The 12,263-nt window shown below is 46.1% G+C and carries 14 protein-coding genes; 8 read left to right on the forward strand and 6 right to left on the reverse strand.

The window, feature by feature from the left end; all coding sequences use genetic code 11:
* Positions 1 to 15: 15 nt before the first annotated feature.
* The 3 genes from ICN34_RS07785 to ICN34_RS07795 are packed head-to-tail and all read right to left on the reverse strand — an operon-like array spanning position 16 to position 2,432.
* Positions 16 to 1,257: an FAD binding domain-containing protein gene (locus ICN34_RS07785; protein WP_215292726.1), complete on the reverse strand. Its 1,242-nt coding sequence runs from the start codon at positions 1,255 to 1,257 to the stop codon at positions 16 to 18.
* Positions 1,258 to 1,266: 9 nt separating this feature from the next.
* Positions 1,267 to 1,725, reverse strand: a complete 459-nt coding sequence (locus tag ICN34_RS07790; protein ID WP_216121839.1) for a glyoxalase — start codon at positions 1,723 to 1,725, stop codon at positions 1,267 to 1,269.
* A gap of 14 nt (positions 1,726 to 1,739) precedes the next feature.
* Entirely contained in the window at positions 1,740 to 2,432 is a 693-nt protein-coding gene (locus ICN34_RS07795) for a TetR/AcrR family transcriptional regulator (RefSeq protein WP_216862554.1), read from the reverse strand.
* A 112-nt stretch (positions 2,433 to 2,544) separates the two neighbouring features.
* Here ICN34_RS07795 and ICN34_RS07800 point away from each other — a divergent pair, with 112 nt between their 5' ends.
* The 7 genes from ICN34_RS07800 to ICN34_RS07830 all read left to right on the forward strand — a co-directional run bounded on the left by ICN34_RS07800 (position 2,545) and on the right by ICN34_RS07830 (position 9,166).
* Complete coding sequence (locus tag ICN34_RS07800) at positions 2,545 to 3,021, forward strand: CoxG family protein (protein WP_216121841.1); 477 nt, start codon at positions 2,545 to 2,547, stop codon at positions 3,019 to 3,021.
* 76 nt (positions 3,022 to 3,097) lie between these two features.
* Positions 3,098 to 3,952, forward strand: coding sequence for a xanthine dehydrogenase family protein subunit M (locus ICN34_RS07805; RefSeq protein WP_215292724.1), 855 nt, complete (start codon positions 3,098 to 3,100; stop codon positions 3,950 to 3,952).
* 42 nt (positions 3,953 to 3,994) lie between these two features.
* Positions 3,995 to 4,504, forward strand: coding sequence for a (2Fe-2S)-binding protein (locus ICN34_RS07810; protein ID WP_072582968.1), 510 nt, complete (start codon positions 3,995 to 3,997; stop codon positions 4,502 to 4,504).
* A gap of 20 nt (positions 4,505 to 4,524) precedes the next feature.
* Positions 4,525 to 6,921 carry a xanthine dehydrogenase family protein molybdopterin-binding subunit gene (locus tag ICN34_RS07815; protein WP_072582967.1) on the forward strand — a complete coding sequence of 799 codons (2,397 nt, stop codon included), beginning with the start codon at positions 4,525 to 4,527 and terminating at the stop codon, positions 6,919 to 6,921.
* A 127-nt stretch (positions 6,922 to 7,048) separates the two neighbouring features.
* Positions 7,049 to 7,825 (forward strand): 3-hydroxybutyrate dehydrogenase, encoded by a 777-nt coding sequence (locus ICN34_RS07820; RefSeq protein ID WP_072582966.1) that lies wholly within the window; start codon positions 7,049 to 7,051, stop codon positions 7,823 to 7,825.
* 140 nt (positions 7,826 to 7,965) lie between these two features.
* Positions 7,966 to 8,544: a superoxide dismutase gene (locus ICN34_RS07825; RefSeq protein WP_216121844.1), complete on the forward strand. Its 579-nt coding sequence runs from the start codon at positions 7,966 to 7,968 to the stop codon at positions 8,542 to 8,544.
* 28 nt (positions 8,545 to 8,572) lie between these two features.
* Positions 8,573 to 9,166 (forward strand): urate hydroxylase PuuD, encoded by a 594-nt coding sequence (locus ICN34_RS07830; protein ID WP_072582964.1) that lies wholly within the window; start codon positions 8,573 to 8,575, stop codon positions 9,164 to 9,166.
* 76 nt (positions 9,167 to 9,242) lie between these two features.
* Here ICN34_RS07830 and ICN34_RS07835 read toward each other — a convergent pair whose 3' ends face one another.
* The 3 genes from ICN34_RS07835 to ICN34_RS07845 all read right to left on the reverse strand — a co-directional run bounded on the left by ICN34_RS07835 (position 9,243) and on the right by ICN34_RS07845 (position 11,244).
* Positions 9,243 to 10,412: an NAD(P)/FAD-dependent oxidoreductase gene (locus ICN34_RS07835; protein WP_216121846.1), complete on the reverse strand. Its 1,170-nt coding sequence runs from the start codon at positions 10,410 to 10,412 to the stop codon at positions 9,243 to 9,245.
* A gap of 57 nt (positions 10,413 to 10,469) precedes the next feature.
* Positions 10,470 to 10,637 (reverse strand): rubredoxin, encoded by a 168-nt coding sequence (locus tag ICN34_RS07840; RefSeq protein ID WP_068321654.1) that lies wholly within the window; start codon positions 10,635 to 10,637, stop codon positions 10,470 to 10,472.
* A gap of 61 nt (positions 10,638 to 10,698) precedes the next feature.
* The gene (locus ICN34_RS07845; RefSeq protein ID WP_255538610.1) at positions 10,699 to 11,244 is read right to left on the reverse strand and encodes a rubrerythrin family protein; all 546 of its coding nucleotides are present in this window, start codon (positions 11,242 to 11,244) and stop codon (positions 10,699 to 10,701) included.
* Positions 11,245 to 11,329: 85 nt separating this feature from the next.
* Here ICN34_RS07845 and ICN34_RS07850 point away from each other — a divergent pair, with 85 nt between their 5' ends.
* Positions 11,330 to 12,235 (forward strand): hydrogen peroxide-inducible genes activator, encoded by a 906-nt coding sequence (locus ICN34_RS07850; RefSeq protein WP_216121848.1) that lies wholly within the window; start codon positions 11,330 to 11,332, stop codon positions 12,233 to 12,235.
* Positions 12,236 to 12,263: the final 28 nt, after the last annotated feature.

The raw sequence follows: 12,263 nt of genomic DNA on the forward strand, positions 1-12,263 counted from the left end.
AACTGAATGCGCCATTTAGTGCGCAGATTCAGGCACTGCTTTCCCTTGAGCTAATAGATCGCTGATATCAATCGCAGTTTCCGCCATCACAGTATCGGCATTTCTTTTCAACTTCTCGTTATCCCTATTACCCTTGCTTCCTTGGGCTTGCATATAGCGACCCAAATACTGGGCTCTAGCCACTACTTGTTGACCTAGCTTTAAGCGCTCTTCGCTATATGCATTGAGTGCTGCTGGAGTAGCGCCATGGGCGGCAACATGCTTGGCTATCACAATAGCTTCATCACCAGCCTTAGTGACACCCATTCCTACGTGCGGTCTACCAACAAAAGCAGCATCACCCATGAGTGCGATTCTGCCAAAGACAATTTGTTCGGAGCGCACGTCATAAATGGCTTGTAAAAATGGTGCAGTTGTTTTTTCTAATATTTCTGAGTACTGTGGCGCCAAGATCTCCTGTGCGACTTTACGCATGTGGGCAATATGCTTCCAAGACACCTTGAGGGGCGGGATACCAGTGGGGTAATAATGACCATCATCGTCTGTCAGAAGGCTTATTAAGTCTTCATGCTCTGAAGCTGGGCGATACCAAACAAAGTTATAGCGACGCTTTCCAGGGCGCGTGTCATTGCCAGAGCCAGCAACTGGGTAACCCAGCATTTGCTCGCCATTAGGCAAACAAAAGCCAAAGCGATTAAATAGAGTGTCTAAGGTGTTCCTTGATAGGCAGGCTTCGTCACATACGCCACGCCAAGCTATATAGCCGGCATATTCAGGTTGAATCTGTGGTGCGACTTGCGCTCGCACTGCAGAGCGTATGCCATCGGATGCAATGAGCAATTCAGCATCATATTGGCTGCCGTCTTCACAAAGCACCTGTACAGCGTGCGCATCTTGGGTGGCCGACTTTACTGTCTTACCTTGAAGATAGCGCTCGCTTGGAAAGCTTTCTTTGAGCATGTGATACAGGCGACTCCAAGAGGTTAATACTTGAGGTAATTCCATTTCGCCCAAGCTTTGACCGTCAGCACCCAAAGTGACGCGCTTAGTCACAGGTACGCCGAGTGTTTCGTCAACAGTCACTCCAGCAGCGCGTAGCGCTTCAGCCAAAGCATCATGGGTCACAATGCCAGCGCCACGACCGTCTAAGGATCCAATAGTCTTTTCTAGCAAAGTAACGTCATGCCCTTGGCGCAGCAAAATATTTGCCACAAACAAACCGCCAAGAGAGCCGCCTACAACTAGAATTTTTGCCATCAATAGCCCCTATGCTGCTTTCGTATCCAGAGCAGCCTTTTCTTCAGCCGGGTAGTTGAGTTCAATAACCACACCATTAGGATCGTCCAAAAATATTTGGTGGAGCTTCAGGACGGGTACAGTGCGCTCGCGATAAGAAACATTGAGTTTCTTTAGGAGAGCAATTTTTTCTTCTAGTCCGGTTGCAAAAAAAGCAATGTGATCTACTGCACCTGACCCATGGAGTGTGCTGGGGTCGCGTTCACCTAAATATTTTTTCAGTCCGTTCGGATCATTTTTGTCGATAGCAATGAGATGCAGGACCGCATTAGCCCAACTACTCTCATCACCGTTGTATAGCCAAACACCTGGGAAAGGGAACTCAGGTCTTGGACCAACAGTTAAGCCAAGGAGCTTGCAAAAAAATTCAGTCGTTTTTTCAATCTCTAGACTGCGGATGGAGAAGTGATTCAGGCTTAAGTTAGACATGGATACCTTTTGAATTAAGCAAACAGTGATTTAGCGGAATGGAGATAAGACTGCACTCGGTCGCGAATAATTTCTTGTTCTGTGTTGGGGCTTTCGGCGGCATATATGGCTTGTCCATAGATCCAGCGCCTCATGCCAATGTAGAAGACGCCACCATGCAATCCCATGAGGAATTCAAGCTCACGCTGGGTGGGCTTTGATGTATCAGACCTGCCGCAATACTTGCGAGTTTCGCGAATGAGTCTTGGTAATAAGCGCGTGCGCAAGAGCTCGAAGAAGCGATCGCTAATAGAGTGATCACTTAAGCCAGAAAAAATCAAAATGCGCACAAAGTCATAAGTTAAGACTGTGTTGGAGTAGTCCAAATAGAATGCATTGAATTTTTCTTCGGGAGTGAGGGAGTCATCATCCAGCAACTCTTCCCACTCTGGCTTCCAGCGAGATTCAAAGACCTCTTTATAAACTTCTTGAATCAGCGCATCCTTAGTGGGGAAGTAGTGATAAAGCAGGGTATGGGTGATGCCTAGTTCTTTAGATAAATTTCTTAATTGACCATCGATACCATTTCTAGCAAAGAACTGAATAGCGCTATCCAATATTTGGCGTTTACGCTCGGCTGTACCCATTCTTTTTCGGATGGGCGCCAAAGGGCCTTCTGAACTTTCAGTAGTATTTGGGCTGGAAACGCTATCTTCAGTAAAACGCATGGATTCTCAGGGTTTATCCGAATTTGGACTTATTGACCAAAAGTTAAATAATGGTACATTGTTGAACAATTGGTAGATAAGACTCTATTCGTACAAACCCCAAGGAGATCAAATGGAATTAAATGGCGAGCAACTCATATCCGCTCCAATCCCTGAAGTATGGAAGGGTTTGAACGATATTGACGTGTTGGCCAAGTCCATTCCTGGCTGCGAGGAGATCAGTCGCATCTCCCCAGAAGAGATTCATGCCAAGGTGATGTTCAAAATTGGGCCCGTTAGAGCCCGTTTTGCAGGGAAATTGCTCCTAAGTGACATCATCCCGGACCAATCTTGCTCTATGGCCTTTGAAGGGTCTGGTGGGGCGGCAGGGTTTGCCAAAGGTAAGTCACGAGTGGAGCTAAAGCAAGCCGAAGGAGGTACTTTGGTCTCTTATACGACGGAAGCCTCGATTGGTGGCAAGTTAGGTCAAATTGGCGGTCGCTTAATTAGCGCATCGGCAAAAAAGATTGCAGATGATTTTTTTCAGAAATTCGCAAAAGAATTAGGCGGGGAGACGCTGGCGTTGGAGTCAGACGCTGGTGGTAAATAAAAAAGGGGTAATAAAAAAGTAGCGCAAAAAATAAAAAGCTAGAAAAGCTTAATACATTGGTGGTGGAGGAGACTTAATGAAATCTGCAGCATTCGATTATGTAAAGCCCAAGGCCTTACAAGAGGCCTTGTCTTTGCTTGAGCAGGGCGGTGATGATGCTCAATTAATTGCGGGTGGGCAAACTTTATTAGCCACTTTGAATATGCGTTTGTCTGAGCCCGCAGTGTTAATCGATATCACTGATATCGCTGAGCTCAAAGGTATTTCAGTTGTTGGTGATAGTTTGCGTATTGGCGCGTTAGTGACCCATACTGAAATTGAAGATTCAGAATTAGTCGCAAAACATGCCCCACTTTTAAAAGCAGCAGCCCCACATATTGCCCATCGCGCCATTCGCAATCTAGGAACCTGGGGAGGCTCACTGGCATATGGTGACCCAGCGGCTGAATGGCCCGCTTGCAGCTTAACTTTACGGGCGACGATGATTATTCATGGACCAGCAGGCGAGCGCCGAATTTCTGCAAACGATTTTTTCATTGACCTGTATACGACCTCATTAGAGCCCGATGAAATTCTCGTGGCGACTGAGATTCCATTGGCAAGCAAGCAAGAAGTTTTCTATTTTCATGAGCTGGCTAGACGTCATGGCGACTATGCGGTTGCTGGTTTAGCTGCAGTTGCACAGAAGCAAGGTGATGTTTTGACTCGCTGTGCCTTTACATTCTTCTCTGTTGGCGCTACGCCAGTAATGGCAACTAAAGCGCAGGATTTAATCAATGGCCAAAAACTCAACGATGAGTTGATTGCTAGGGCTGTAGCAGAAGCGCGTGATGAAATCGAAGCAATTGCAGACATAACTAATAGCGCAGAAGCGAAACAACATTTAATTGGTGTATTGCTCGAGCGTGGACTCAAGCACATGATTGCTTAATACTCAAATAGTAAGTATTGGCAAAAGAATTCGGAGATCAAAATGAGTTTGAAGAAAAAAATTTCAATGACCGTGAATGGTCGACTCGTCAACGCAGAGATTGAACCGCGCAGACACCTAGTGGATTTTTTACGCGAAGATTTGCATTTAAAAGGCCCTCACTTGGGTTGTGAGCAGGGCGCGTGCGGGGCTTGTACCGTCAAGGTGGATGGGCAAATCATTCGCGGATGCCTATTTCTGGCAGTACAGGCGGATGGTAGTGTGGTTGAAACGGTCGAAGGTCTCACCAAAAATGGTGTTTTGACAGATCTACAAGAATCTTTTATGCGCCACAACGCTATGCAGTGCGGCTTCTGCTCCTCTGGCATGTTGTTAGCTGCAGCAGAGTTGATTGAGAAGCAACCAAAAGCAACGCGCGAACAAGTGCGCGAATGGATCTCAGGTAATTACTGTCGTTGCACTGGCTACCACTCTATTGTCGATGCAATCATCGATGTATTAGATGCTCGTGCCAAGGGCCAAAAAATTAAACCTGTCCTTGCTAACGCTTAAGGTATTGAGGAAAACGCATTATGAATAAGCCAAGTGATTTAAAAGGAATGGTGCTCGATCCCGTAACAAATGATCAGCGTTATATTGGTCACAGTGAACCAAGACATGGTGCTCGACGCCTGCTTGAAGGCCAGGGCACCTACATCGATGATATTCAACTGCCTCGTATGGCGCATGTGGTGTTCTGGCGCTCCCCAGTAGCACACATGAAAATCGGCAAAATTCATATAGAGCATGCTAGTAATATGCCCGGTGTTCTTGCGGTTGTAGATGGCGTGCAAATGGCGAAAATTTGTAAGCCTTGGGTAGCCACTTTAGGTCACCTAGCTGGTATGAAGTCTGCTCCTCAACACGCCTTAGCAATCGATCGCGCTTGTTGGCAGGGTGAGCCGGTGGTGGCGGTGGTTGCAGAAACTAGAGCGCAGGCGGAAGACGCTCTGCAGCATATCGATGTTGAGTGGGAAGAGTTGCCGGCAGTCGTTTCCATGGAAACTGCGCTTGATGCAGATACTCCGGTTATTCATCCCGACCTTGGTGATAATTTATGTTTTACCCGTAGCCTCGATGTTGGTAATGTGGATGAAGTATTTGCAACTGCTGACGTGGTAGCAGAAGCTACTTTTGGATTTGGGCGCCATACCGGTGTAACGCTTGAGCCGCGCTGTCAGATTGCAGATTACAACCCAGGCGATCGTCGTCTCACTGTGTACCATTCGCAACAAGCGCCACACATGATGCAAGATCTGTATTGCCGTCAGTTTGGTCTTTCAGAATCAGATGTGCATGTCATTTGCAAGGATGTGGGTGGGTCTTTTGGAATTAAGGTTCATGCCTATCCAGATGACTTCGCTACCGTAGGGCTTGCCATGATGCTTGAGCGCCCCGTGAAGTTTGTAGCAGACCGTCTTGAATCATTCACTAGTGATATTCATGCGCGTGAGCATCGCATTAAAGGACGTATAGCCGCCAATAAGGCAGGTGATATCTTAGCCTTTGAGATCGATGATCTGACTGCAATTGGCCCATACTCCATGTTCCCTAGAACTAGTGCTATTGAAGGCAATCAAGTCGTGAACTTGGTCGGTGGTCCTTATAAGCATCAAAACTATCGCGCTAAGCTCAATGTTGTTTTTCAGAATAAAACACCAACTTGTCAGTATCGTGGCGTAGGCCATCCGATTGCTTGCGCTGTGACCGAAGGCTTAGTAGATTTGGCTGCGGAAAAATTGCAAATGGATCCACTTGAGTTCCGTAAGCGTAACGTGATTCCGGATGACGCTTATCCTTGCTCCGGAATTTCTGGAATTAAGTTAGAAGTTCTCTCGCATGAACAATGTTTGCGAACCATTGAAAAAATGATGGACTATTCCACCCTGCGTAAAGAGCAGGCTGAGTTGCGCAAAAAAGGAATCTATCGCGGCATTGGATTTGCAACTTTGATTGAGTTAACCAATCCAAGTCCCGCTTTTTATGGTGTGGGTGGCGCACGTATTGCGTCGCAGGATGGCGCTACTGTTCGTATGGATCCTAGCGGTGTGGTTTCGGTATTGATTGGTGTTGGGGAACAAGGTCAAGGCACTGAAGGTATCTATACCCAGATTGCCGCTGATGCTGTTGGCGTTCCAATCGATCAAGTACGTGTTATTACTGGTGATACCGATGTCACTCCTTACGGGGGCGGTACCTGGGCATCACGTGGAGCCGGTGTTGGCGGTGAAGCAGTTCTCTTGGCTTCTCAAGCACTGCAAGAAAACATCATTAAACTTGCGGGTGCTATTTTGAATCGACCTGTTGCTGAATTAACTGCGCGTCGTGGACATATCCTTGATAAAGCGACTGGTGAGCAATTATTGCCCTTTAGTGAAGTGGGTAGAGTGGGTTATTTCCGCACCGATACTTTACCGGCTGGATTTTCTGCTGATCTCATGGTGACGCGTCACTACACACAAAAAGAATATCCATTCATCTTTACTAATGGAGTGCAAGCGTCTTACGTTGAGGTTGACCCAGACACAGGCTTTGTGAAGCTATTGAAACATTGGGCGGTAGAAGACTGTGGTCGCGTTATCAATCCAATGTTGGTCAATGAACAAGTGCGCGGCGCAATCGTACAGGGCATTGGTGGCGTTCTGTTCGAAGAGTGTCTCTATGATGAAAGTGGTTTGTTGCGCAATGGCAGCATGGCGGATTACTTAGTGCCGATGGCTAATGAGATGCCGGATATTGAGGTTGCTCACGTTGAGACGCCTACCCAATCTTCCAAATTGGGCGCTAAAGGAGCAGGTGAGGCTGGTACAGCCGGAGCGCCAGGTGCAGTTCAAAACGCTATTAATGATGCCTTGGCACCATTAAATGCATCCGTCTTTGATCAGCCCATCACCTGTGAAAAGATCCTGCGGGCTCTTAAGAAAATCTAATATTTATAGGTTCTGACCACCCTGGTGCATCACCTCCGGGGGTGGTTCAGCACATCCTGTAACATCCAGTTTTGGGGCCCATAAAGCGTTTTGCAGCCCTTTTAATTAACTTGATACGGTAAATGATATGTCCACATTAAAAGGTAAAACAGCTTTAGTTACTGGCTCCACTAGCGGTATTGGCTTAGGAATGGCTATTGCACTGGCTAAACAAGGCGTCAACATCATGGTCAATGGTTTTGGCGAGAAAGATGAAGCCATTGCTCAAATTAAAGCCTGTGGTGTAGAGGTTGATTACCATGGTGCTGATATGAGCAAGCCCGCTGAGATTGAAGACCTGATCAAGCAAACAGAGAAGCGTTTTGGTTCGCTTGATATCTTAATTAATAATGCGGGTATTCAGTACACCGCGAACATTGAAGAGTTTCCAACAGATAAGTGGGATGCCATCATTGCTATTAATTTAAGTTCGGCATTTCACACAACACACCATGCCTTACCCGGTATGAAAAAACGCAACTGGGGCCGCATTATTAATATCGCCTCAGTACATGGCTTAGTAGCTTCTACTCAGAAGGCTGCCTATGTTGCTGCTAAGCATGGCATTGTCGGATTAACTAAAGTGACGGCTTTGGAAAATGCGCGCACTGGCATTACTTGCAATGCAATTTGCCCGGGTTGGGTATTAACCCCTTTAGTTCAGAAGCAGGTAGACGCTCGCGCAGAACGCGAAGGCATTTCTAATGAGGCCGCCAAGAATGCCCTGGTATCCGAAAAGCAGCCCTCTGGAGAGTTTGTGAGTCCAGAGCAATTGGCAGCCTTGGCGGTTTTCCTTTGTGGGCCAGACGCCTCTGAAGTTCGTGGAGTGGCTTGGAACATGGATGGCGGCTGGACCGCTCAATAAACCTTTATAAACAGAGTTGAAGTTAATGCCGGCAGGCTGCTTTGCCGGCATTTTTCTTGGATCAAACAAAAACCCCAGAATAGTCTATAGTTATTCAAAATTAATCTAACTTTGGCGCAATGTAATTAAAAGGAATATAAATGGAACATACCTTACCTCAGTTGCCATATGCACTCGATGCTTTGGCTCCATATATCTCCAAGGAAACTTTGGAGTACCACTATGGTAAACATCACCAGGCTTATGTCACTAATTTAAATAATTTGATTAAAGGGACTGAGTTTGAAAATTCATCTCTTGAAGATATCATTAAGAAATCTACAGGTGGTGTATTTAATAACGCCGCACAAGTTTGGAACCATACCTTTTATTGGTCAAGCATGAAGCCAAATGGTGGTGGAGCTCCTAGCGGCCCATTGGCTGATGCTATCAATACCAAGTGGGGCTCGTTTGATAAATTCAAAGAAGAGTTTACAAAGTGTGCTGTAGGAACTTTTGGTTCAGGTTGGGCATGGCTGGTTAAAAAAGCAGATGGCAGCCTTGATCTTGCTTCTACCAGTAATGCTACAACTCCTATCACCACAGATGCTAAGCCGCTGATGACATGTGATGTTTGGGAGCATGCTTACTATATTGATACACGCAATGCGCGACCAAAATATGTAGAAAATTTTTGGAATGTAGTGAATTGGGATTTTGCTAGCCAAAATTTTGCTTAATTTAATTTATCTTATTTAGGAAAATCTAATGACATCAATCTTGACCTCTTTAGGACGCACCGTTTTTGCGGGTTTTGTCCTCCTCGCCCTCATTATTTTGGCTTTAGGCGGCAACTTTAGTTCTGCCGAGCTCCCATTTATTTTCCGTTGGTTGCATGTGATGTTTGGTGTGATGTGGATTGGTTTGCTCTGGTACTTTAACTTTGTGCAAATTCCTTCAATGCCAAAGATTCCTGATGAGCAAAAGCCAGCAATTGGAAAAGTGATTGCTCCAGCAGCCTTGTTCTGGTTCCGTTACGCAGCTTTGTTTACTGTACTAACCGGTTTGATTGTTGCCGCTTTAAATGGTTACCTACACCAAGCATTTACATTGCAAGCCCCATTCCGCGCAATTGGTTTAGGTATGTGGATTGCTTTGGTAATGGCCTTTAATGTTTGGTTCATTATTTGGCCAAATCAAAAGCGCGCTCTTGGCATCGTTGCCGTTGAAGCTGACGTTAAGGCAAAATCTGCTCGCGTTGCGATGTTAGTATCCCGTTTAAACACATTGTTATCCGTACCAATGTTGTTCTTGATGGTTGCTCAATCACACAACACTACATGGTTTGTGATCGTTTCTTAATTATTACCAGCTGCATAAATAAAAGGCCCGCATCGCGGGCCTTTTTGTTTGATCAATCAAATAAATTTCAGAGGATTTAAGTCAAAATAGCTGGCAGCTCCTTGGTGAGTGCGCCACGTTGTGCGGTAGCGGTACCCATCAATACAAAGCCCAACAACTTGCCATTAGTGGATTCAAAGCGAGACTCCATACCACCCTCAATAGGTGATGTGGTCCATTTACCTTCGGCACCATTAGCTGGCGGAGAAACTATGGTAGCCAAAGTGGGGGTTTTGACCATTACCGGCATCGCTGGATAGGTAAGTGCGGTAGTTTGTCCGATTAAGGTGGGTGCTAATGCTCTTGCTGCTTGCATGATGGGCATCACGTAAGGCAGAACTAAGCCGTCCACCTCTGCACAATCTCCAATAGCAAAGATGTTTTTAATATTGGTTTCGAGTTCGCGGTTTACCTGAATGCCGGTCCCCGTACTAATGCCGCATGCTTTAGCTAATTCAATTCTGGGCTTCAGACCAACAGCCGATAAAAATACGTCACAAGAGATTATGTTGCCATTAGCTAGCGTGACCTGCAAAGAGCCTCCGTGACGATCAATTACTTGCACGGTTGTAGATAGGTGCCAACGCACGCCAGCTGCACTGAGTTTCTCCTGTAGCTCTAGAGCTGCAGCTTCAGGCAAGAGGCGACCCAGGGCCTGTGGAGCCAAGTCAATCACATCTACTTCATAGCCGCCCAGCACAAGATCGTTGGCAAATTCACAACCAATCAGGCCTGCACCCAGAATAGCAACTTTCTTTTTTCCATTGATTGCATTGCGAAAGCGTGCATAGTCCTCCAGATCATTTACTGTGATGACTTCGTTCGCGGCGCTCCCTTGAAGTGGGAGGCGAATTTGATCGGCACCCAAAGCCATTACCAGTTTTCCATAAGGCACTTCACCTTTGCTGGTATGAATAGTTTGTGAGCTAGGATTGATTGAGCTTACGTCACACTCACCCAAGACAGTCATCTCTAGTTGCGTTGCCATGCCATCTGCTGGCGTGGAGATTAATTGCGCTGCTTCTTTCTTGCTCGCAAGAGCGGTGGAAAGCATAGGCTTTGAATAAAAATATCCAGGCTCACGCGTTACTAGCGTTATCGGAACTGCTTTATCCAGTTTACGAATTTCCCGAATGACAGTGTAGCCAGCCAATCCACTGCCAATGATGACAATTGCGGATTGGGATTGAGGGGTAGTTTGATCCAAAGCTGGGCTCTCCAAGTGACGAATAGGTAAACAGGGTAAAGGGATGTTGAAGCGGTCTTAGCTTACCTGAACCATTTCGAAGTCTGCTTTTGCTACACCGCAATCAGGGCATTCCCAATCTTCTGGTACATCAGCCCAGAGTGTGCCGGCTGGAATGCCATCTTCTGGGATTCCTTTGGCTTCGTCATAAATATAGCCGCACACGATACATTGGTAAGTTTTCATTTTGATTCCTTAAATAGTCTGTTGATTTTAAATTTAATTTCTAATTCTTTCTGGGCTCATCTTATTGGGCTGCAAAAACCTTAGCCTTTTCCAAAGCTTGCTTGTAATGGTTCGCATGACGCTCTTCAACGTTTGCTAACGCTGCGAAGCGTTTTGCTGCTTTGGCCAATACCGCCTGAAATTGCTCAGCATGCTCTTTAGATTCCGCAATTTGCTCATCGATTTCTTGTATGGCCGCAGCATTGCCTTCTTCAACTGCCGTTTTCCGAAAGGATGGATACATTTCTGTGTATTCATAGGTTTCGCCTTCAATGGCAATCTCTAAGGCTCTTGCTGGAGTAATTGTGCCGGCAGGGTAGAGTAAGTCTAAGTGGCCAAAGGCATGCATCACTTCTTGGTCAGCGGTTGCTTCAAAGATTTTTGCGGTTTCTTCGTCGCCAGCCGCGCGAGCCAATTTAGCAAAGTAACGATACTTAATATGAGCCATGGATTCACCGGCAAAGGCGGACTCTAAGTTTTGGATGGTTTTGATTTCTGGGCGTGTCATTTTGATTCCTTTATTAAGACATACGGTTTGTTGAGTATTCTTTGCTGCTTTTTCAACCATGAATGCAGTGTGCGCCTTATTTATTAATCAGTCTAATGAATCATTATGATAGTATTTATCTAATTATTCGATAATGGAGGGAAAAATGGCTTATTTGCCGTCTTTAAGGCAACTGGGGTATTTCGTTGCATTGGCGAAAGAGCTCAATTTCACGCGCGCGGCTCAAGCCTGTTTTGTTGGTCAGTCGACTTTAAGTGCTGGCCTTAAGGAGTTGGAGGATGCATTGGGGATCCACTTGGTGGAACGTGATCGACAGAATGTATCTATCACTCCAATAGGTTTGGAGGTTCTTGAGCGTGCCAAGCTAATCTTGGCGGCATCTGAAGATTTAGTGGAGTATGCAGGCGCCACTGGTAAACCCATGACTGCCACAATTCGTTTGGGCGTCATACCAACTATTGCACCATTTCTATTGCCAACGGTGCTTCCGGAAATTCGCAGTCGTTTTCCAGAACTTAAAATTACACTCAGAGAAGATCTCACTGCTAATCTGCTCTCTAGATTAGCTGAGCATAAATTGGATTTTGCTTTGATAGCGCTTCCATATGATGTTGAGGGTCTTCTCGTTCAGGAATTATTTGACGACCATTTTTGGTTGGTTGCCAAGGAGGGGGATCCCGCCTTGAAGGGAAAGGAAGTGACCTTGCCTGCCAAGATGGCCGAGCGCCTCTTGCTACTCGAAGAAGGGCATTGTCTACGAGAGCATAGTTTGCAAGCGTGTAAGCGCACTGACATTCGTAAGGCTGAGGGGATGGAAGCTACTAGCTTGTTGACCTTGTTGCAAATGGTGGAGTCTGGACTTGGTATTGCCTTGCTTCCTGGAATGGCGGTCAAAAGTAGTCTATTAAATAACTCTGAGTTAGTCGCAAAAGAGTTGGCCTCACCAGCACCCAAAAGAGTGATTGCTTTAGTTGCGCGACCCTCTACGGCACATACTCAAGAATTTAACGCGCTAGCAGATTGCATACGCGAACAATTTGGCGTCGCTTAATCACATGTTCAGCAAAATTTACCAATCC

Origin of the sequence: Polynucleobacter sp. Tro8-14-1 (assembly GCF_018881655.1) — a bacterium.
GTDB lineage: Bacteria > Pseudomonadota > Gammaproteobacteria > Burkholderiales > Burkholderiaceae > Polynucleobacter.